20 protein-coding genes and 1 pseudogene are annotated in these 20,151 nt (G+C 40.7%); 16 read left to right on the forward strand and 5 right to left on the reverse strand.

Going from position 1 to position 20,151, the window contains the following annotated elements; translation table 11 throughout:
- Window positions 1-5: 5 nt before the first annotated feature.
- The 4 genes from lysS to EAL04_RS07110 are packed head-to-tail and all read left to right on the forward strand — an operon-like array spanning window position 6 to window position 4,144.
- Window positions 6-1,511, forward strand: a complete 1,506-nt coding sequence (gene lysS / locus EAL04_RS07095; RefSeq protein WP_120974292.1) for a lysine--tRNA ligase — start codon at window positions 6-8, stop codon at window positions 1,509-1,511.
- Entirely contained in the window at window positions 1,511-2,761 is a 1,251-nt protein-coding gene (locus tag EAL04_RS07100) for a serine hydroxymethyltransferase (protein WP_120974294.1), read from the forward strand. Before lysS ends, EAL04_RS07100 begins: the two co-directional genes overlap by 1 nt.
- A 9-nt stretch (window positions 2,762-2,770) precedes the next feature.
- Window positions 2,771-3,313 carry a DUF1882 domain-containing protein gene (locus EAL04_RS07105; RefSeq protein ID WP_000138104.1) on the forward strand — a complete coding sequence of 181 codons (543 nt, stop codon included), beginning with the start codon at window positions 2,771-2,773 and terminating at the stop codon, window positions 3,311-3,313.
- Window positions 3,314-3,334: 21 nt separating this feature from the next.
- Entirely contained in the window at window positions 3,335-4,144 is an 810-nt protein-coding gene (locus tag EAL04_RS07110; protein ID WP_120974296.1) for an SPOR domain-containing protein, read from the forward strand.
- Window positions 4,145-4,539: 395 nt separating this feature from the next.
- Here the strand turns inward: EAL04_RS07110 and EAL04_RS07115 are convergent.
- Window positions 4,540-6,251, reverse strand: a pseudogene (locus EAL04_RS07115) (DUF262 domain-containing protein).
- A 156-nt stretch (window positions 6,252-6,407) separates the two neighbouring features.
- On the opposite strand from EAL04_RS07115, the gene EAL04_RS07120 reads away from it, so the two are divergent.
- Window positions 6,408-6,941: a TIGR00645 family protein gene (locus tag EAL04_RS07120; protein WP_000890445.1), complete on the forward strand. Its 534-nt coding sequence runs from the start codon at window positions 6,408-6,410 to the stop codon at window positions 6,939-6,941.
- A gap of 5 nt (window positions 6,942-6,946) precedes the next feature.
- On the opposite strand, the gene clsC is transcribed toward EAL04_RS07120, so the two are convergent.
- Genes clsC through EAL04_RS07140 form a run of 4 tightly spaced genes read right to left on the reverse strand, consistent with a single transcriptional unit; the run spans window position 6,947 to window position 12,123 of the window.
- Window positions 6,947-8,455 carry a cardiolipin synthase ClsC gene (gene clsC / locus EAL04_RS07125; protein WP_120974298.1) on the reverse strand — a complete coding sequence of 503 codons (1,509 nt, stop codon included), beginning with the start codon at window positions 8,453-8,455 and terminating at the stop codon, window positions 6,947-6,949.
- Window positions 8,456-8,471: 16 nt separating this feature from the next.
- Complete coding sequence (locus EAL04_RS07130) at window positions 8,472-9,209, reverse strand: fumarate reductase iron-sulfur subunit (protein WP_001282432.1); 738 nt, start codon at window positions 9,207-9,209, stop codon at window positions 8,472-8,474.
- Window positions 9,202-11,346, reverse strand: coding sequence for a fumarate reductase flavoprotein subunit (locus tag EAL04_RS07135; protein WP_120974300.1), 2,145 nt, complete (start codon window positions 11,344-11,346; stop codon window positions 9,202-9,204). The genes EAL04_RS07130 and EAL04_RS07135 overlap by 8 nt, the downstream gene beginning before the upstream one ends.
- Before the next feature lie 9 nt (window positions 11,347-11,355).
- Window positions 11,356-12,123, reverse strand: a complete 768-nt coding sequence (locus tag EAL04_RS07140; RefSeq protein WP_108395334.1) for a fumarate reductase cytochrome b subunit — start codon at window positions 12,121-12,123, stop codon at window positions 11,356-11,358.
- Window positions 12,124-12,328: 205 nt separating this feature from the next.
- Between EAL04_RS07140 and EAL04_RS07145 the strand changes: the two genes are divergently transcribed.
- The 11 genes from EAL04_RS07145 to EAL04_RS07195 all read left to right on the forward strand — a co-directional run bounded on the left by EAL04_RS07145 (window position 12,329) and on the right by EAL04_RS07195 (window position 19,827).
- Window positions 12,329-13,033 (forward strand): triose-phosphate isomerase, encoded by a 705-nt coding sequence (locus EAL04_RS07145; protein WP_120974302.1) that lies wholly within the window; start codon window positions 12,329-12,331, stop codon window positions 13,031-13,033.
- Between the two features lie 9 nt (window positions 13,034-13,042).
- A complete protein-coding gene (gene fabI / locus EAL04_RS07150; protein WP_120974305.1) occupies window positions 13,043-13,876 on the forward strand; it encodes an enoyl-ACP reductase FabI in 834 nt (277 codons plus the stop codon).
- A complete protein-coding gene (gene lpxD, locus EAL04_RS07155) occupies window positions 13,876-14,886 on the forward strand; it encodes a UDP-3-O-(3-hydroxymyristoyl)glucosamine N-acyltransferase (RefSeq protein ID WP_120974307.1) in 1,011 nt (336 codons plus the stop codon). The genes fabI and lpxD overlap by 1 nt, the downstream gene beginning before the upstream one ends.
- Window positions 14,887-14,950: 64 nt before the next feature.
- On the forward strand, window positions 14,951-16,108 hold the full coding sequence (gene metK / locus EAL04_RS07160; RefSeq protein WP_120974309.1) for a methionine adenosyltransferase: 1,158 nt from the start codon (window positions 14,951-14,953) through the stop codon (window positions 16,106-16,108).
- A 66-nt stretch (window positions 16,109-16,174) separates the two neighbouring features.
- On the forward strand, window positions 16,175-16,588 hold the full coding sequence (ndk, locus tag EAL04_RS07165) for a nucleoside-diphosphate kinase (protein ID WP_000813730.1): 414 nt from the start codon (window positions 16,175-16,177) through the stop codon (window positions 16,586-16,588).
- Window positions 16,589-16,613: 25 nt separating this feature from the next.
- A complete protein-coding gene (locus EAL04_RS07170; RefSeq protein WP_078272261.1) occupies window positions 16,614-16,970 on the forward strand; it encodes a hypothetical protein in 357 nt (118 codons plus the stop codon).
- Between the two features lie 15 nt (window positions 16,971-16,985).
- Window positions 16,986-17,132 carry a 50S ribosomal protein L32 gene (gene rpmF / locus EAL04_RS07175; RefSeq protein WP_000290431.1) on the forward strand — a complete coding sequence of 49 codons (147 nt, stop codon included), beginning with the start codon at window positions 16,986-16,988 and terminating at the stop codon, window positions 17,130-17,132.
- Between the two features lie 67 nt (window positions 17,133-17,199).
- Window positions 17,200-18,219 (forward strand): phosphate acyltransferase PlsX, encoded by a 1,020-nt coding sequence (gene plsX / locus EAL04_RS07180; RefSeq protein ID WP_162982524.1) that lies wholly within the window; start codon window positions 17,200-17,202, stop codon window positions 18,217-18,219.
- Window positions 18,220-18,242: 23 nt separating this feature from the next.
- The gene (fabH, locus tag EAL04_RS07185) at window positions 18,243-19,238 is read left to right on the forward strand and encodes a ketoacyl-ACP synthase III (protein ID WP_120974313.1); all 996 of its coding nucleotides are present in this window, start codon (window positions 18,243-18,245) and stop codon (window positions 19,236-19,238) included.
- 23 nt (window positions 19,239-19,261) lie between these two features.
- Window positions 19,262-19,564, forward strand: a complete 303-nt coding sequence (locus EAL04_RS07190) for a hypothetical protein (protein ID WP_001880203.1) — start codon at window positions 19,262-19,264, stop codon at window positions 19,562-19,564.
- 65 nt (window positions 19,565-19,629) lie between these two features.
- Window positions 19,630-19,827: a hypothetical protein gene (locus EAL04_RS07195; protein WP_120974315.1), complete on the forward strand. Its 198-nt coding sequence runs from the start codon at window positions 19,630-19,632 to the stop codon at window positions 19,825-19,827.
- Window positions 19,828-20,151: the final 324 nt, after the last annotated feature.

Raw genomic sequence — 20,151 nt, forward strand, 5'->3', positions numbered from 1 at the left:
ATCACATGTTTTCTAACCAATACATCCAACAACGCATCCATAAAGCCAATAGCTTGAGAGAAGAAGGGAAAAACCCTTATAAAAATGGCTTGAAACGAAGCCTAACAAACGCCGCTTTTTTAGAAAAATACGCTTATGTTAAGGGTTTAGAAGAGCCTAAAGACAAAGAAAAATGCGAGAGCGTTGTAGGGAGAGTCAAGCTTTTGCGTTTAATGGGTAAGGCATGTTTTATTAAAGTTGAAGATGAAAGCGCGATTTTGCAAGCTTATGTTTCGCAAAATGAATTGAATGATGAATTTAAAAGCTTGAAAAAGCATTTAGAAGTGGGCGATATTGTGTTGGTGAAAGGTTTCCCTTTTGCTACCAAAACCGGTGAATTAAGCATTCATGCCCTAGAATTTCACATTTTAAGCAAAACCATTGTGCCTTTACCTGAAAAGTTTCATGGATTAAGCGATATAGAATTGCGCTACCGCCAGCGCTACTTGGATTTGATCGTCAATCCTAGCGTTAAAGATGTGTTTAAAAAGCGCAGTTTGATTGTCTCTAGCGTGCGGAAATTCTTTGAAATGGAAGGGTTTTTAGAAGTGGAAACCCCCATGATGCACCCCATTCCTGGCGGGGCGAACGCAAGGCCTTTTATCACTTATCATAACGCTTTAGAAGTTGAAAGGTATTTGAGAATCGCCCCAGAATTATACCTTAAACGCTTGATTGTGGGAGGTTTTGAAGCGGTGTTTGAAATCAATCGTAATTTCAGGAATGAGGGCATGGATCACAGCCATAACCCCGAATTTACGATGATTGAATTTTACTGGGCGTATCACACTTATGAAGATTTGATTGAACTCAGTAAGAGGCTGTTTGACTACTTGCTAAAGACTTTAAATTTAGATTCAAAAATCATCTATAACGATATGGAAGTGGATTTCAACCAAACGAGCGTGATTTCTTATTTGGACGCTTTGGAAACAATAGGGGGCATTAGTAAGGGCATTTTAGAAAAAGAAGACAGGCTTTTGGCTTATTTGTTAGAGCAGGGCATTAAAGTAGAGCCAAACCTCACTCATGGCAAATTGCTCGCTGAAGCGTTTGATCATTTTGTAGAGCATAAGCTCATTCACCCCACTTTTGTAACCGAATATCCCATTGAGATTAGCCCCTTAGCCAGACGCAACGATAGTAACCCTAATATTGCTGACAGGTTTGAATTGTTTATTGCAGGTAAAGAAATCGCTAATGGCTTTAGCGAGTTGAATGACCCATTAGATCAACTAGAGCGCTTTAAAAATCAAGTGGCTGAAAAAGAAAAAGGCGATGAAGAAGCCCAATACATGGATGAAGATTATGTGTGGGCTCTAGCCCATGGAATGCCCCCCACTGCAGGGCAAGGCATAGGCATTGACAGGCTAGTGATGCTACTCACTGGAGCTAAAAGCATTAAAGATGTGATTTTATTTCCAGCGATGCGTCCTGTTAAAAACGATTTTAATGTTGAGGGTGAAGAATAATGTCGTATTTTTTAGAACAAACGGATAGTGAAATCTTTGAGTTTATTGTTGAGGAATTTAAACGCCAAAATGAGCATTTAGAAATGATAGCGAGCGAGAATTACACTTTTCCTAGTGTCATGGAGGCTATGGGGAGTATTTTAACGAATAAATACGCTGAGGGCTATCCTAACAAGCGCTACTATGGAGGCTGTGAAGTGGTGGATAAAATAGAAAGCTTGGCCATAGAAAGGGCTAAAAAGCTTTTCAATTGCCAGTTCGCTAACGTGCAAGCGCATTCAGGCTCACAAGCCAATAACGCTGTCTATCACGCCCTTTTAAAGCCTTATGATAAGATTTTAGGCATGGATTTAAGCTGTGGAGGGCATTTAACGCATGGCGCTAAAGTGAGTTTGACCGGCAAGCATTATCAGAGCTTTTCTTATGGCGTGAATTTGGATGGCTATATTGATTATGAAGAGGCGCTAAAAATCGCTCAGAGCGTTAAGCCACAAATCATTGTGTGCGGGTTTTCAGCCTATCCAAGGGAGATTGATTTTAAGAAATTTAGAGAAATCGCTGATAAAGTGGGAGCGTTACTATTAGGCGATATAGCCCATGTGGCAGGGCTTGTGGTCGCTGATGAGCATGCCCATCCTTTCCCGTATTGCCATGTGGTTTCAAGCACCACTCATAAGACTTTAAGAGGGCCTAGAGGGGGGCTTATTTTAACTAATGATGAAGAGATAGCGGCTAAGATTGACAAAGCGATTTTTCCAGGGACTCAAGGCGGGCCTTTGATGCATGCAATCGCTGCTAAAGCGGTGGGGTTTAAAGAGAATTTAAAACCAGAATTTAAAGCTTATGCAAAGTTGGTGAAATCTAACATGCAAGTTCTCGCTAAAACATTAAAAGAAAAAAACCATAAGTTAGTGAGCGGTGGCACTTCTAACCATTTGCTTTTAATGGATTTCTTGGATAAGCCTTATAGCGGGAAAGACGCTGATATTGCCTTAGGGAATGCCGGGATCACCGTGAATAAAAACACCATTCCTGGCGAAACGCGCAGCCCTTTTGTAACGAGCGGGATAAGGATTGGCTCAGCGGCATTGAGCGCAAGAGGCATGGGAGCTAAAGAATTTGAAATCATAGGGAATAAAATATCAGATATTTTGAATGATATTAATAATGTTAGTTTGCAATTGCATGTGAAAGAAGAATTGAAGGCCATGGCCAGTCAATTCCCTGTGTACCACCAACCTATTTTTTAAGGAAGCATGATGACAGAAATGGAATTAAAGCTCATTAAGATAGACACAAGCCATTATTTTGAAAAAAAACCAGGCTTGGGGGAGAGGGTGGATTATGCGGGTCGTTGCTACTATAATAAATTCCAAAGAGTGAATGCCATGCTCACAAGCTCGCTCATTCAAAAGCATTTGAAAAGGGAAATAGAAATCGCGCACAATCTCATCTTGCGTAACGATAAGGTGGAAAACATTGTGTTTGATTATAACGGGAGGAACCCGGAGCGTTTTTATCATAAGGCGCAGTTATTGCTTCGTGAGGAAGGTTTTATGAATTTTACCGCTTATAACACCAAAACGCCAGGGCATTTGCATTTGTATGTGCATAAGGGGCATACGGAATTAGGTGAGGGTGAAAGGTTGGTTAAAACTTTGTCCATGAAATTAGCGCAAGGGTTGCCTAAAGAATGGAGGGTTTTCCCTAGCAATGAATGGCCCAAGGAATTTAATATTTTAGCCTTACCTTATGAAGTGTTTGCAAAAGAGCGCGGGAGCTCTTGGGCGAAGCATTTATAACCATTTTTGAAAGGATTTTTGATGTCAGAAAAAGAAAGACTGAATGAAGTGATTTTAGAAGAAGAAAATAATGGGGGCGGCACTAAAAAGGTGTTTTTGATCGTGGCTATAGCCATTATCATTTTAGCGGTGCTTTTAATGGTGTTTTGGAAAAGCACGAGAGTCGCTCCTAAAGAGACTTTTTTACAAACCGATAGTGGCATGCAAAAAATAGGCAACACTAAAGATGAGAAAAAAGACGATGAGTTTGAAAGCTTGAATATGGATTCTCCCAAACAAGAAGACAAGTTAGACAAAGTGGTGGATAATATTAAAAAACAAGAGAGTGAAAATTCTATGCCCATTCAAACCGATCAAGCTCAAATGGAGATGAAAACAACAGAAGAAAAACAAGAATCTCAAAAAGAATTAAAAGCTGTTGAGCCTATTCCCATGAGCGCTCAAAAAGAATCTCAGGCTGTGGCTAAAAAAGAAACCCCCCACAAAAAGCCTAAAGTAGCGCCAAAAGATAAAGAAGCGCATAAAGGTAAAGCTACGCATGCGGCTAAAAAAGAGCCTAAAGTTAAAAAAGAAGCCCATAAAGAAGTTTCTAAGAAAGCTAATTCTAAAACCAATCTTACTAAAGGGCATTATTTGCAAGTGGGGGTTTTTGCGCACACGCCCAACAAAGCCTTTTTACAAGAGTTTAATCAATTCCCCCATAAGATTGAAGATAGGGGGGCTACTAAACGCTACCTCATAGGCCCTTATAAGAGCAAGCAAGAAGCCTTAATGCATGCCGATGAAGTCAGCAAAAAGATGACTAAACCGGTTGTCATAGAAGTGCGGTAGGGGTTTGGGCTAAAAATTCTTATTTTTTCTTGGGTGTTTTTAGCAGATCGCCCAAGCACTAAAACGATGGGGTAGCTTACTCCATCGGCTCGGATAATTTTAACAGAGAATCAAGATAAGCAGATTTTTTTGATCAATATACCTATTTTTGGTCTTTGAGGAATTCAGATAATTCTTGCGTTTGAATTCAGCCTTAAAGAGCATTCATTTGTTAAAAGTATTTGTTTGTTGTTTGAAAACTACGGTGCATTTAAATTTTATGAAGTTATTGCTTGCTGTTTGATAACCCCTAACTCTTCAAAGAAGAGAGCGGTTTGGAACTAGCTTATGGGTGCGATGGTGGGGCTAGAAGCAAGAGAGTAGGTGCACTCACGCTCTTTTAAGCTTAACTCTCTTTAGTGGGCGACGAAATCCTTAAAGAAGGTGTTGATCAGCCATTTTTCCATTTCATTATTCCTTTCTATCAAAACCTTTTTGTTGAAACCTTTTACATTAAAGCGCCTGTTGAAAGGGATTCTACTCTCCTTATAGATTTCATCTTTTCCATACAGATCCTTATCGCTTGCTTTAGAATTGAGCGGTTTTTCTAGGGAGATGAGGTTGCCGTATGTGTAAATATAAGCTTCAAGATCTTTCCTGTCTTCAAAACCAAGTTTTTGGATCTCAATTTCATTATCCAATTCTAATAAATTGATGGGGATGATGTGCTCTTTTTCTTGGGAGAATTGCTTCCTAGGGATCAATTTTTTGAGATCGGCAAGACCCATCTCCTGGCAGTTCTTTTCAAAGAATACAAAGTGGAAGCATGATGAGTTGGATGCGTTGTATGCGTTGTTTACAAGCTCCCGAGAAGCCCGCTCTATATCATTTCTGCATTGAGCAATCATCTCGCTCTTCAATCCCTCTTTGCCCTTTTTAAGATACGCATTAATCAGGTTGTAGGCTGCTGATTTCATATTTCTACCAACTTTGAAAAGCACAATATCGGTTTTGGCAAAGAGTCTCAGCGTTTCATCGTCTAGTTCGTTGTTGATTTTCAGGCGGATGAGCGAATTGAAAAAAAGCGGGTTGATTCTGTTGATGAGCATGACCTTAAGGGTGGTTGGGTTGGTGTCAATCTCGCTCAATAAATCAAGGAAAGCCTGATAGAAATTTTTCAAATCGCTGACATAGGATTGGATGAAACTTTCCAATGTGCTTTTGGTGCTTTTGATTTTTTTAGTTCAGCTTTGAGTTTCTCGTAGGTGTTGTCCGTGCTTGTTTCGTAGTGTCCTAAAAAAGGGATCTCATCAAATCTTTGGCTCCCTGCGTGGTAGCGGAAGATATCACCTTCATCAAAGCCTCCAACGCTAGAGATATGGTCGCTCTTTTTGATCTTGGCAAAGATCTTAAAGATCTCCCCAAAATGATCGTTGATGAATTGGTCTAGTCCCCTTTTCCCATCGCAAAAAGTGTTGGAATAATAGATGAGAAGGGATTTTAGTTTGTCCAGCAAGAGGAGAGGCACGCCTCTGTCATTCACGCTTTGAAAGGTTCTGATGGCCCTTCCAGGATCGGGCTCTTCAAGTCGCATCAAAACCATTTCCAACAGCACCTCCAAACGCTCATTCACTTCTTCTTCGCTCAATTTGCTGACTTTGTCCAAGATGACCTTCAAAACTTCAAAAAGATTTTGCTTGCCCTCGGTGTCTGCATCTTTTTCGCAATGGCTGATATTCCCCTTTTCTGATACTTCCAAGAGCGTTTTGAAGAAGCTTTGGTTTTGAGGGGCGACTTCTAATTTTAATTCCCCCTTTTGGTATAGATATTTTCTTGTCTCTCGCTTGTCTTCCTCATTTTGTTTGCTTGCCAAGACATGCAAGAGCATGAAGATGGTAGTCGTTCGTTGCTGGCCGTCAATGATGTCATACAATTTTTTGTTGTCTTCATTCTTAGCGACAACCATGGTGCCTATAAAATGCCTATGACCCTTTTTGTTGTATTCTATCGCTTCTTCTAGATCTTCCCACAGATCCCAAAAATTCTTGTCCTTCCAAGCGTAATCCCTCTGATAGTTGGGGATGCTGTATCCTTCCTCTAAAAAGATCTCTTTTATAGTGGTTTTCACTCAGTTCTCCTTTGTTGCATGCAGTAGTCAGATTTATACCATAAATACCATAAGAATGGCTTGAGATTTCACTCCATCAAGGCGTTCTGTTAGCCACTCGGGGCGTTTTATTAGCTATAATCAAGGCTTCAAAAAGCCATAATTAAAAGAGTTGAGATGTTAGAAAAATTGATTGAAAGAGTGTTGTTTGCCACTCGTTGGTTGCTAGCCCCTTTATGCATTGCCATGTCGTTAGTGCTGGTGGTTTTAGGCTATGTGTTCATGAAAGAGTTGTGGCACATGCTCAGCCATTTAGACACCATTAGTGAAACGGATTTGGTTTTATCAGCCTTAGGTTTAGTGGATTTGTTGTTTATGGCTGGGCTTGTTTTGATGGTGTTGCTCGCTAGTTATGAAAGCTTTGTTTCTAAATTAGACAAGGTGGATGCTAGTGAAATCACTTGGCTAAAACACACGGATTTTAACGCTTTAAAATTAAAGGTTTCGCTCTCCATTGTAGCCATTTCGGCGATTTTCTTGCTCAAACGCTACATGAGTTTAGAAGATGTTTTATCCAGCATTCCTAAGGACACGCCCCTATCGCATAACCCCATTTTTTGGCAAGTGGTGATCCATTTAGTGTTTGTGTGTTCAGCGCTTTTAGCCGCCGTTACCAATAACATTGCTTTTTCACAAAATAAAGGGCATTAAAAGTCTTAAAGCTCTCTTTCAGGAAGGACTTTAGACCATTCTTTAATCAAGCACAAAAAGAAGGAAGTGTCAGGCGAAGTTTTTTCATGGATTAAAATCCCTTCTTCCACCGCTTCCCAAATCACTCTATGCCGATACACCACCAAATGCCATGATTGTTGGGCATGATCTTTAAGCGACAAACGCACCCTTTTGGCAAAAGATGGGTTGTCAAACAAGACCGCGCTTTCAGTGTTAATATATGCAGAGCGCGGATCAATATTAAAACTCCCTAGAAGCGTTAGGGCATCGTCAAAAACAATTGTCTTGCCGTGTAAGGAATGTTTGGTGCTAAAGCGCCCTTTAATCTGGCGGTTGAAAAAATCGTTTCGTATTTCATAGACATTCGCGCCCATTCGCACTAATTTATTGCGATACCTTTCCCACGCTCCATAGACCACGATAGCGTCCGTAGATGAAAGGGAATTGGTAAGAATATTCAATTCAATCCCCTTAGAAATTTGATTTTTAAAGATTTTCATTATCTTTTTACCTGGAATAAAATACGATGAAGCGATAAAAACGGAGTCCTTAGCGTTTTTAAGGGCTTTTTCAAAAGCGATTTTGATGGGCGAATACAAGGGCGTGTCAATTTTTTGGGGTGAATCGGCTAGAAAAATGGCATTCCCATAATAAATGGGGTATTGGTATTTTTGGAAGCGTTCTATAAAATCATTGACTTTTTTTTCAAATTCGTTTGCGTCTTCAGCACTGATAGGGATTTTTTCATGGAGCTTGGCGATTTCTTTAGCGTTGTTTTTGAGTCTTTTATGGGTTCTTAGTAATGAAACAGGGATAGAGCGATGGAATCTCCAATAGCGTTCAAAGCTTTCTTTGGCCTTTGAGGCAACCCCCCCAAAAAACAAAGCGTCTAAATCTAAAAAATTCGTGTCTAAATCGTTATCAAAATAATTGTCCCCAATGTTGCGCCCCCCTATAATGACAGCGAAATTATCCACAATAAAAAGCTTGTTGTGCATGCGTTTTTTAATGCGTTCATAATCCGCAAGCATTTCAAAATAACGCAAGCCTTTATTGCGGATATAGTAGGGGTTAAAGATTTTCACTTCAATGTTTTTATGGAAATTTAAAAGCATGATGTCTGAAAAATCTGAATCTAACCCGTTGTCATCTAAAAGGATGCGCACTTTTACCCCACGATTGGCCGCATTTAAAAGTTCTTTAGCGATCACTTGAGAAGAAAGGTCGTTTTTATAGATATAAGTTTGCATGTCAATGCTTTTTTGGCTCATTCTAATAAGACCCACTCTGTGCAACAAGGCGTCAAAGCCGTCTTCTAAAAGAATGGCCGCGCTATGGTTAGGGTTTTCTTTTAAATTTTTAGCATACAAACTCCCAATGGTGGTAGTGTAGGGGTCATAAGAGATAGGGGGGCTTGAAATGGGAGTCTTATAGACTAACCCAAAACACCCATTAAAAAAAAAGACGCTTAAAAAAACTAAAAAGATTTTCAAAAACGACCCAAAGAAATTAGCGGCTTTTACCCACTTTCAACATTCGATTACGCAAAGTGGCGATACTGCTTTGTAAGGGTAATTCTTTAGGGCAAGTGTCATGGCAAGCGATCAAGCTCATGCACCCAAAAACGCCATCATCATCGCCGACTAATTCATAAAAATCGTCATCGCTTCTTTCATCGTGGCTGTCAATCATAAAACGCATGGCTCTGTTCATGCCAGCAGCTCCAATGAAATTAGGGCGCATGAGTTTGGTCCCGCAAGAAGCGATACAGCACCCGCATTCAATACATCTGTCTAATTCAAAGACTTCTTGGGCTTCATCAGGCTCAATCCTTTTTTCCGGCTTAGTAATATCCACTTCTTCTTTAGAATGCGCCCAACTCTCCACCCTTTTAGTCATGTCCAAAAACCAATCGCCGGTATTCACGCTCAAATCTTTAATGAGCGTAAAACTGGGCATGGGCATCAGCGTAATCACCCCGCTTTCAAAACTGGAAGTTAGGGTTTTACAAGCTAGCCTTGGTCTCCCATTAACCATCATCGCGCAAGAGCCGCAAATCCCAGCGCGGCACACAAAATCAAAGCTCAAATCTGGATCTTGATGCTCTCTGATGAGGTTTAAAGCGATAAAGAGCGTCATGGATGGCGTTTCTTTCAATTGATACTCTTTAAAATGCGGCTTGCTCACCGCGCTTTGAGGGTCAAATTTTAGCACTCTAACTACAATTGTTCGTTCATTATCACTCATGGTGTTCTCCTTTTAAATTAGCATTGTGTTGGTCTAATAAATCATGGACATTGAAAGAATACAAATGTTCCCCCCTAGCCCTGACTTCTTCATCTTCTAAACGCATGTTCTTGGCTTTGTATTTTTCTTGCAATTCAAAAGGCATGAGCGCATGCTGGACTTCTATCCTGTCTTTTCCAAGCTTTTCTAGTTCTAAAATCGTTTTTAAAATCTCAGCGTCGCGCTCTTCTTTTTTGGGGTGGGGAATGAAATTGCCCTTTTTGCCATAGCCCCTAAAATCAGGGCTGATTTCCATTTTCATCACATCTAATTCTTCGTATTCAATCGTGGGCATGTCTTGCTCAGCGCTAGGCCAGCTCGCTAGAGTCCGATTAAGCCATTTTTCATCGTCTCTTTTAGGGTAGTCAATCCTTGTGTGAGCCCCTCTGCTTTCAGTGCGCAGTAACGCTCCTTGAGTGATGCAAAGCGCGAGTTTGAGCATTTTTTTGGTGCGGTAAGCGTCTTCTAATTCAGGGTTATTGTGCAAAACCTTGTTTTTCACGCAAATGTTTTTGGAGCGCGCATAAAGCTCTTGCAATTCTTTAAGGGCTTCTTCTAGCCTTTTGCCTTCTCTAAAAACGCCCACTTTTTCATCCATGACTTCTTTCATGCGTTCTCTGATTTCATACACGTCTTCCTTGCCTTCATTATGCAATAAAAAATGCATATAATCCTGGCTTTCTTTAATGAAGGCTTCAACCTTTTGCGTGTTGATTTCAATTTGCACTTCCAAACAATGCGAGGCGAAATAATCCCCTATGATCATGCCAGCGACCACCGCTTCACTCACAGAATTTCCCCCCAAGCGGTTAAACCCATGCAAATCCCAGCATGCCGCTTCACCCGCGCAAAACAAGCCTTTTAAATGGGTTTCGCCTTTAGGGTTTGTCCTAACCCCACCCATAGAATAGTGTTGCATGGGCTTTATGGGGATCCAGCCTTTTTGCTTAGCCATCGCTTGCCCGTATTCAGGCTCATTAATGGGCGCTCCTTGCATGTTGTCTTTGGTTTGCTCTTCGCTATCGGCCGGATCAATGCCGGCAAAAGTCATGGCAATATCGCGCACATCTCTTAAGTTTTTTTCCACATGGTTACGCCCTAAAATAGCAATATCCAACCACACATGATCCCCATAAGGCGATTTGGCTCCATAGCCTTTTTGGATATGCTCTAAAATCCGCCTTGAGACCACATCCCTACTCGCAAGCTCTTTTTTCTCCGGCTCATAAGCGGGCATGAAGCGTCTGCCAAACTTGTCTCTTAAAACCCCGCCATCGCCCCTACAACCTTCGGTCATTAAAATCCCGCTTGGCACTAAAGCGGTAGGGTGGAATTGCACCGCTTCCATGTTGCCTAATTTAGCCACGCCGGTTTCTAACGCGCTTGCAGCCCCGGCTCCATCGCAAATCACGGCGTTAGTGGTGTGTTTATACACGCGCCCATAACCTCCGGTAGCTAAAAGCGTGCCTTTAGAAACATACGCTGAAATTTCGCCTGTGATCAAATCCCTTACCACTGCTCCGTAGCATTTATTATTATGATGGATGAAAGCGAGCATGTCCTTTCTGTCTTGAATATCCACTTTGTGGTGTAAGGCTTCATTAGCGACCGCATAAAGCATGGTATGCCCTGTGGCATCAGCCGTAAAGCATGTGCGCCATTTTTTAGTGCCGCCAAAATCACGGCTTAAGATATAACCATGCCTATCGTCTCTTTCAGTGATAGTTACATGCTCACCATTGACGACCGCAGGCCTGTCGCCCTTTTTAATCCTAGTCCAAGGCACCCCCCAACTGGCCAATTCCCTAATGGCTTTAGGGGCAGTGGTTACAAACATCCTAGCCACTTGCTGATCGCACCCCCAATCACTCCCTTTAACCGTGTCTAAAAAGTGCAAATCTTCATTATCGCCCTCGCTTTTTTTAGCGTTCGCAAGGCTCGCTTGCATGCCCCCTTGAGCGGCCGCAGAATGCGAACGCCTGACAGGCACTAGGCTTAAAACGATGGTGTTTAAACCCTTTTGTTTGCATGCGATACTAGCCCTTAACCCAGCTAGTCCGCCTCCAATAATTAGCGCATCACAATATGTTATTTTCATTTTCTACCTTTATTCTTTGTGGAATTTCCCATCAGCCTCTATGGCTTCTTGCATGGTTTTAATGCCATTGTCCTTATTTTCTAAACCTTTTTTAATGTAAGCCCCATAGGTGCAAAGCCCTAAAACAATAAAAAACACGCTCATCGCCCATTTGACTTTTCTCAAGCCTTGAATGCTCACATTCTTAAACCACCCCCATTTAATCGCTAAGCGATACAACCCAATAGAACCATGCAATTCTACGGCAAACAATAAGAAAATATACAAAAGCCAAAAGTTTTGCGTTACAAAACGATAGCTTGAGCCATGAGGCCCAATGCTTTCAGGCTCTGTGAGCATGACAAATAAGTGGATACTCGCTAAGAAAAACATCGCAAACCCAGTGAGGGCTTGAATAAACCACAAACTCGTATCGCCATGTTTCATCAAATGCTTGTGGGTTTTAAAAACCTTGTATTGCTGATAATTGATAGGGAATTTCCTTAACGCCAAAAAAGCATGCGCGACTAAAATAAGAATAACTCCTGCTGCAACCACGCTCACAATAGCCGGCTCGCCTGCTTTTAAAAATAAGCTTCCTTCAAAAAATTTCGCCACTTTATACATGGCTTCATCGCTAATCAAGATGCTTGAGACTAAAAACATGTGTGCTATCATAAAGAGCGCTAAAATCAAGCCCGTAGCGCTCTGTAAAAAATCCAGCTTAGCATAAATACCGCTCTTTTTAAGCCCTTTGCTAGCGCCATAATAACCCTCTATAATCTCTTCTTGTTGCATAAAAACTGCTCCTAAAAACTCAAAATTAACCTAAAATCGCTTGACGCAAAAACACTGCCTTAATTTTACTACATTTGAAATAATTTTTCTTATAAACAAAACCTAAATTGAGAAAAAATTCAATTCAAGGGGGCTATTGTTTAAAATTTACATTTTTTGAATGCTATAATAAGGGATAGACCACCTATAAAATAAGGATCGTTCAATGACAAAAATTGCCATGGCTAATTTTAAATCCGCTATGCCTATTTTTAAAAGCCATGCGTATTTAAAAGAATTAGAAAAAACTTTAAAACCGCAGCATTTTGACAGGGTGTTTGTATTCCCTGATTTTTTGGGGTTATTGCCTAATGCGTTTTTGCATTTCACTTTAGGAGCGCAAAATGCTTACCCTAGAGATTGTGGGGCTTTTACCGGTGAAATCACTTCAAAGCATTTAGAAGAACTCAAAATCCACACGCTTTTAATAGGGCATAGCGAGAGGCGAACGCTTTTAAAAGAAAGCCCTAGCTTTTTGAAAGAAAAGTTTGATTTTTTTAAAGATAAAAATTTTAAAATTGTCTATTGTATTGGCGAAGATTTAACGACCAGAGAAAAGGGTTTTAAGGCTGTAAAGGAATTTTTAAATGAGCAATTAGAAAATATTGATCTTAATTATTCCAATTTAATTGTGGCGTATGAGCCTATTTGGGCGATTGGCACCAAAAAAAGCGCTTCTTTAGAAGATATTTATCTCACGCATGGTTTTTTAAAACAAATTTTAAATCAAAAAACGCCCTTATTGTATGGGGGGAGCGTGAATATACAAAACGCTAAAGAAATTTTAGGGATTGATAGCGTGGATGGCTTGTTGATCGGGAGCGCGTCTTTGGAATTAGAAAATTTTAAAACAATCATTTCATTTTTATAAAGGAAAATCATGGGATTTTTAAAAGGTAAAAAAGGGCTTATTGTAGGGGTGGCAAACAATAAATCCATCGCTTATGGGATCGCTCAATCTTGCTTCAATCAAGGGGCTACTTTGGCTTTCACTTATTTGAATGAGAGCTTAGAAAAGCGCGTGAGGCCTATCGCGCAGGAATTGAATAGCCCCTATGTGTATGAATTGGATGTGAGCAAAGAAGAGCATTTCAAGTCGCTATACAATAATATTAAGCAAGATTTAGGCTCATTGGATTTTATCGTTCATAGCGTGGCCTTTGCCCCTAAAGAGGCTTTAGAGGGGAGCTTGTTGGAAACTTCTAAAAGCGCGTTTAACACCGCTATGGAAATTTCTGTTTATTCTTTAATAGAGCTGACAAACACTCTAAAACCTTTATTGAATAACGGGGCGTCTGTTTTGACTTTAAGCTATTTGGGCAGCACCAAATACATGGCGCATTACAATGTGATGGGGTTGGCTAAAGCGGCCCTAGAGAGCGCGGTGCGTTATTTAGCGGTGGATTTAGGCAAACACCATATAAGGGTGAATGCCCTATCGGCTGGGCCTATCAGGACTCTCGCTTCTAGCGGGATCGCTGATTTTAGGATGATTTTAAAATGGAATGAAATCAACGCCCCTTTAAGAAAAAATGTGAGTTTAGAAGAAGTGGGCAATGCCGGGATGTATTTGCTCTCTAGCTTGTCTAGTGGCGTGAGTGGGGAAGTGCATTTTGTGGATGCCGGCTATCATGTCATGGGCATGGGGGCTGTGGAAGAAAAAGATAATAAAGCTACGCTGTTGTGGGATTTTCAGAACAATAAGGGGTATTGATGAAATTAAGCGAATTGTTGAGTGTCTATTCTATTGAAACGGAATTTTCAAACGATTTTGAAGTGCATGCCTTAGCGGAATTGGATAAGGCTACGCCTAATGATATTAGCTATATTGACCAAGCGCGTTACCTTAAACTTTTAAAAGATTCCAAAGCCGGGGCGGTGTTTATCCGTAAAAAAGAATCTTCTAAAGTGCCAAAACGCATGCAAGCTTTAATCGTGGATAACCCGCATTTAGCCTTTGCCAAAGCTTCGCATGCCTTTAAAATCCCTTTTTTTAAAAACCCACAAAGCGTTAGCGAGCCTAAACATTTTGAAAAAGTAACGATCATGCCTAATGTGATGATTGGAGAGGGCGTAGAAATTGGCGAAAACTCTTTGATTTATCCGGGCGTGGTGATCGCTGATGGGGTCAAAATCGGTAAAAATTGCGTTTTGTATCCTCGTGTGATCTTGTATCAAAACACGATTTTAGAAGACAATGTTACTATCCATGCAGGCAGTGTGATCGGAGGCGATGGCTTTGGTTATGCGCACACTGCTTTAGGAGAGCATGTCAAAATTGAGCATGTGGGGATTGTTAGGATCCAAAAAAATGTAGAAATTGGCGCTAACACGGCGATTGATAGGGCGGTGTTTGGCGAGACTTTGATTAAAGAGGGCGTTAAGATTGATAACCTGGTTCAAATTGGGCATAATTGTGTTTTAGGCGAACACAGCATCGTCGTCTCTCAAGTGGGCTTGAGCGGCTCTACAACCACCGGTCGTAATGTGGTTTTTGGCGGTCAAGTGGGCATTGGAGGGCATTTGCATGTGGGTGAATTCACTCAAATTGGGGGTAAAAGCGCGGTGGGCAAAGACTTGCCCCCTAACACTAATTTTGCCGGAGCGATCCCTGCTATGGAAATCCATGAATGGCACCATTTCCTGGCTCATTTACGAACGAATTTCAGGAAACAGCAAAAAACGAGTTTGTTGCAAAAAGCCAAAGGGTTTTTTAAGTCTTAAAGAATGAAATAAGCTATAATAAGCCCATTTTGAACACGAATGATTATTTTAATAAGGACAATCAATGAAAGATAGTTTTCTTTTCACTTCTGAATCAGTAACCGAGGGGCATCCTGATAAAATGGCTGATCAAATCAGCGATGCGGTTTTAGATTACATTATTGAGCGGGATCAAAAAGCCAAAGTCGCATGCGAGACTTTAGTTTCTAATGGTTTTTGCATGATCACTGGCGAGTTAAAAACTTCTGTTTATGCCCCTATGCAAGAGATTGCAAGAGAAGTGGTTAAAAAGATTGGCTATACAGACGCTCTTTATGGCTTTGATTACAGGAGCGCGGCGGTTTTGAATGGCGTTGGCGAGCAAAGCCCTGATATTAATCAAGGCGTGGATAGAGAAGATGGCGAGATTGGGGCAGGGGATCAAGGGCTTATGTTTGGCTATGCGTGCAAAGAGACTGAAACGCTCATGCCCTTACCCATCCATTTAGCGCACCAACTCACTTTCGCTCTGGCTCAAAAAAGAAAAGACAACACTCTGCCTTTTTTAAGGCCTGATGGCAAGTCTCAAGTGAGCGTGCGTTATGAAAACAACAAGCCTGTAAGCATTGATACGATTGTCATTTCCACCCAACATTCCCCAGAAGTTTCGCAAAAACATTTAAAAGAAGCCGTGATTGAAGAGATCGTGTATAAGGTTTTACCTAAAGAATATTTGCATGACAATATCAAGTTTTTTGTCAATCCCACAGGAAAATTCGTTATCGGTGGGCCGCAAGGCGATGCGGGCTTGACGGGCAGAAAAATCATCGTGGACACTTATGGGGGGAGTTGCCCGCATGGCGGGGGAGCGTTTAGCGGGAAAGACCCTAGCAAAGTGGATAGGAGCGCGGCTTATGCGGCCCGCTATGTGGCTAAAAATTTGGTAGCGAGTGGGGTTTGCGATAAGGCGACCGTGCAGCTTGCTTATGCGATTGGGGTGATAGAGCCAGTGTCTATTTATGTGAACACGCATAACACGAGCAAGTATTCAAGCACGGAGTTGGAAAAATGCGTGAAATCGGTTTTCAAACTCACGCCAAAAGGCATTATTGAAAGCCTGGATTTATTAAGACCCATTTATTCGCTCACTTCAGTTTATGGGCATTTTGGGCGCGAATTAGAGGAATTCACTTGGGAAAAAACCAACAAAGCTGAGGAGATTAAAGCGTTCTTTAAGCGTTAAAAAAATATTTTAAGGGTAATATTTTAAAAAATTTTTGTATAATCAACAATTCACAAGGAGTTTAAATTGAAACAAAGAACGCTGTCTATTATTAAACCGGATGCACTTAAGAAAAAAGTGGTAGGCAAGATCATTGATCGCTTTGAGAGTAACGGCTTGGAAGTGATTGCTATGAAACGCTTGCATTTGAGCGTTAAAGACGCTGAAAACTTTTATGCGATCCACAGAGAGAGACCCTTTTTTAAAGATTTGATAGAATTTATGGTCAGTGGTCCGGTGGTGGTTATGGTTTTAGAGGGCAAAGATGCCGTGGCTAAAAACAGAGATCTTATGGGAGCGACTGATCCCAAACTCGCTCAAAAAGGCACTATCAGAGCGGATTTTGCTGAAAGCATTGACGCTAATGCGGTGCATGGGAGCGATAGCTTGGAAAACGCGCACAATGAAATCGCTTTCTTTTTTGCCGCTAGAGATCTTTAAAATTTAAGGGCGTTTTTAAGTAAGCATGCAATTTGAAATGCGTAAAATCGCTTTTAATGCGCCTAAAGCGTTTTCTTTAGAGCATGAGGGAGTGGTTTTAGAGGGCGAAGTTGTGCGGGTAGGGGCGAAATTGTTTCGCTTGAAAGCGTGCCTTAAGGGTGAATTGATGCTTATTTGCGATACAAGCGGTAAAGAGTTTAAAAAAAGCCTTGATGAGTCGTTGGTTTTGCATATTTCAGACGGGTTGTGGGATACGCAAAGCCAAAGTTTGGATTTTGATAATTTAGATGTTATTGAATCTTTCAATGGTTTTATTGATTTGAGCGAAATTTTACGCTCTGAAGTGGAGTCTATTAAATTAGACTACCATTATGCAGATTGAAATGAAGGAGAATTTATGGCAGTACCTGATAGAAGAGTGAGTAAGACAAGAGCGGCAAAAAGGCGTACGCATTATAGCGTTAAGTTGGCTAAACCTGTGAAAGCCAAAGATGGCACTTGGAAGCTTCCCCACCATATTAACAAATTTACTAAAGAATACTAATATAAAAGCTATCTTTAGTGATAGAAAGTATTTTAAAGGATTGCAACAAGCCTTTTAAGGACGCATGATGAAAATTGTAATAGACTTAATGGGGGCTGACCATGGGGTTTTACCCATTATTGAGGGAGTCTCAAGGGCTTTAGAGAATAAGAGTTTTAGTGCGGTTTTAGTGGGGGATAAAGACAAAGCGACCCCTTTTATTTCTAAAGAGTTAGCCAGCAAAGTGGAAATGATCCACACGCAAGACTACATCAAGATGGAAGAAGCCGCCACTGAGGCGATTAAGCGTAAGGAATCTTCCATTTACTTGGGTATGGATATTTTGAAAAATGGGGCTGACGCTTTGATTTCAGCGGGGCATAGCGGAGCGACTATGGGTTTAGCGACCTTGCGTTTAGGGCGCATCAAGGGGGTTGAAAGGCCTGCTATTTGCACTTTGATGCCTAGCGTTGGCAAACGCCCTAGCGTGCTATTAGACGCAGGAGCGAACACGGATTGCAAGCCTGAATATTTGATTGATTTTGCTCTTATGGGGTATGAATACGCTAAAAGCGTGTTGCATTATGACAGCCCTAAGGTGGGTCTTTTGAGTAATGGCGAAGAAGATATTAAAGGGAACATGCTCGTTAAAGAAACGCATAAAATGCTGAAAGCTTATGACTTCTTTTATGGCAATGTGGAGGGGAGCGATATTTTCAAAGGGGTTGTGGATGTGGTGGTTTGCGATGGCTTTATGGGGAATGTGGTCTTAAAGACAACTGAAGGGGTCGCTAGCGCGATAGTCTCTATTTTTAAAGATGAAATTAAAAGCTCTTTTAAATCTAAAATGGGGGCTTTGATGCTTAAGAACGCGTTTGGTATTTTAAAACAAAAAACCGATTACGCTGAATATGGGGGAGCACCGCTTTTGGGCGTGAATAAAAGCGTGATCATCAGCCATGGCAAGAGCAACGCTAGAGCGGTTGAATGTGCGATTTATCAGGCTATTAGCGCTGTTGAAAGTCAGGTTTGTTTGAGGATTACTCAAGCGTTTGAGAGCTTGAAATCTCAATCTTTTGAGAGCCAAAGCGATCAACAAGACGCCTAAAAATAACTATGTAAAGGGATTGAATGGAATTTTACGCCTCTCTTAAATCCATTGCGATGCATGTTCCAAGCGAGCGTGTGAAAAATGCAGAGTTCCAGCAATTTTTGGATACCAGCGATGAATGGATAGAAAAAAGGACCGGTATCAAAGAGCGCCGTTTCGCTAACGATGAAGAAAAAAGCAGCGATTTAGGGGTAATAGCGGCTAAGCAGGCCATAGAGAGAGCGCATTTAACCCCACAAGACATTGATTTGGTGGTCGTGGCGACTTTAAGCCCTGATTTTTTGGCTATGCCTTCAACCGCTTGCGTGTTGAGCACGAAATTAGGCATTGAAAACAAACCGGCGTTTGATATTTCAGCCGCTTGCACGGGTTTTATTTATTTATTATCGGTGGCTAAGGCTTATGTGGAAAGCGGGATGTATGAAAATGTGCTGATTGTGGGGGCAGAAAAAACGAGCAGCGTGTTAGATTTTAAGGATAGGGGGACTTGTATTTTATTTGGCGATGGGGCTGGGGCGTGCGTGATAGGCAGAACCAAGCGTTTAAAAGAAAGCATTTTAGATGTGCAGATTTCAGCGAATGGGAATTTTTCTAATTATCTTTATACGCCAAGGACTCTAAAACCCACGCCCTTTAACGCTAAAGAAGAAGCTTTAGAGCCTTTTTTGCGTATGAAAGGCAATGAAGTGTTTAAACTAGCGGTAAAAACGCTTTTAAAAGATGTGGAAATGATCTTAGAAAAAAACGCTCTCAAACCTGAAGATGTGCGTTTGTTTATCCCGCATCAAGCTAATTTTAGGATCATTCAAGCGGTGCGGGAGCATTTGGATTTTAAAGATGAGCAAGTGGTTTTAACCGTGCATAAATACGGCAACACTTCAGCAGCCAGTATCCCTATGGCCATGTGTGAAGCTTATGAAGAGGGGCGTTTGAAAAAGGGCGATTTAATGCTTTTAGACGCTTTTGGTGGGGGATTGACTTGGGGTTCAGCGTTGGTGTATTTTGGAGGAAATTAGAAAAAGATTGAAGGAATATTTTGATGAAAAAGGTTGTTTTTTTATTGTTAGTCATGCTAGGGGGTTTAGAAGCACAAAGTGATTATTGTAGTGATCATTGCGAAGGCACGCCAGATAGCCGTATCCCTCCTATGGGGTTTCATTTCAGTTTTGTGCATTCAGTGAAATATTACTTGCAAGATCCGCAAGAGCGCGATCACAAGCTTGAAAAATGCCACAAAGCCTTTGATTCGACGCTTAAGGTTAATTTTATTACGAAGTCTTTTAAAAAGGATTGCAAGCATGCGCAAATGGCTTTAGAGCAAGCTCAAAAAGGGACTCCATAAAAGGGGGTTTCTTTAGGGATTTTATTTCTTATAGCAGAAATTATTTTTAAAATAAAAGACAAATAATGTCTAAAGGCATTCTAGTTTTTTTAATACCTATTGTTCTTATTGGGTTAGTATTAATAGCTATTATTATTGGGTTAGTATTAACAGCTATTAGAGCTACTATAATGGCATTTAGAGGCGATACTGATGACGATGAAGTTGAGAGTGATGGGTTTTTAGTAAAATATAATTCGTTGAATATCTCGGCTATACTCTAGTTACTATAATAATATTTTTTCCTTATATAATTGGACCAGTTATCGCTTTAATATTTATCTTATCTAATTAGGTTATATAACTTTCTTTAACTTTATAAGATAAATAACTGACTATTATTTTTTATATTTTTTTTGAACCCAATTCTTCCAATGACTAGTAGTGTCTCAACCAAAAACTCAACCAACAACCAATTGAGAACCCAATATAGAAATTAATATTTTTTAGTCTGTTTTTTTTAAAAAGGGGGTTTTGGTTGCTTTATTTTATGGCAAACTCTTAAGGGGATAGGGGGATATTTTGCGCTTTAATACCTCTTTTAACCC

The sequence above is a fragment of the Helicobacter pylori genome (assembly GCF_003638305.1).
In the GTDB taxonomy this organism is placed as follows: Bacteria; Campylobacterota; Campylobacteria; order Campylobacterales; family Helicobacteraceae; genus Helicobacter; species Helicobacter pylori_DJ.

Bases quoted from the DNA above. Each gene is read 5' to 3' on its own strand.
- EAL04_RS07140 (WP_108395334.1), bottom strand. From the start codon at position 12,123: ATGCAACAAGAAGAGATTATAGAGGGTTATTATGGCGCTAGCAAAGGG.
- EAL04_RS07190 (WP_001880203.1), top strand. From the start codon at position 19,262: ATGAAAAAGGTTGTTTTTTTATTGTTAGTCATGCTAGGGGGTTTAGAA.
- EAL04_RS07110 (WP_120974296.1), top strand. From the start codon at position 3,335: ATGTCAGAAAAAGAAAGACTGAATGAAGTGATTTTAGAAGAAGAAAAT.
- EAL04_RS07135 (WP_120974300.1), bottom strand. From the start codon at position 11,346: ATGAAAATAACATATTGTGATGCGCTAATTATTGGAGGCGGACTAGCT.
- EAL04_RS07195 (WP_120974315.1), top strand. From the start codon at position 19,630: ATGTCTAAAGGCATTCTAGTTTTTTTAATACCTATTGTTCTTATTGGG.
- rpmF (WP_000290431.1), top strand. From the start codon at position 16,986: ATGGCAGTACCTGATAGAAGAGTGAGTAAGACAAGAGCGGCAAAAAGG.
- EAL04_RS07145 (WP_120974302.1), top strand. From the start codon at position 12,329: ATGACAAAAATTGCCATGGCTAATTTTAAATCCGCTATGCCTATTTTT.
- EAL04_RS07105 (WP_000138104.1), top strand. From the start codon at position 2,771: ATGACAGAAATGGAATTAAAGCTCATTAAGATAGACACAAGCCATTAT.
- fabI (WP_120974305.1), top strand. From the start codon at position 13,043: ATGGGATTTTTAAAAGGTAAAAAAGGGCTTATTGTAGGGGTGGCAAAC.
- metK (WP_120974309.1), top strand. From the start codon at position 14,951: ATGAAAGATAGTTTTCTTTTCACTTCTGAATCAGTAACCGAGGGGCAT.
- EAL04_RS07120 (WP_000890445.1), top strand. From the start codon at position 6,408: ATGTTAGAAAAATTGATTGAAAGAGTGTTGTTTGCCACTCGTTGGTTG.
- lpxD (WP_120974307.1), top strand. From the start codon at position 13,876: ATGAAATTAAGCGAATTGTTGAGTGTCTATTCTATTGAAACGGAATTT.
- fabH (WP_120974313.1), top strand. From the start codon at position 18,243: ATGGAATTTTACGCCTCTCTTAAATCCATTGCGATGCATGTTCCAAGC.
- EAL04_RS07100 (WP_120974294.1), top strand. From the start codon at position 1,511: ATGTCGTATTTTTTAGAACAAACGGATAGTGAAATCTTTGAGTTTATT.
- lysS (WP_120974292.1), top strand. From the start codon at position 6: ATGTTTTCTAACCAATACATCCAACAACGCATCCATAAAGCCAATAGC.
- plsX (WP_162982524.1), top strand. From the start codon at position 17,200: ATGAAAATTGTAATAGACTTAATGGGGGCTGACCATGGGGTTTTACCC.
- EAL04_RS07170 (WP_078272261.1), top strand. From the start codon at position 16,614: ATGCAATTTGAAATGCGTAAAATCGCTTTTAATGCGCCTAAAGCGTTT.
- EAL04_RS07130 (WP_001282432.1), bottom strand. From the start codon at position 9,209: ATGAGTGATAATGAACGAACAATTGTAGTTAGAGTGCTAAAATTTGAC.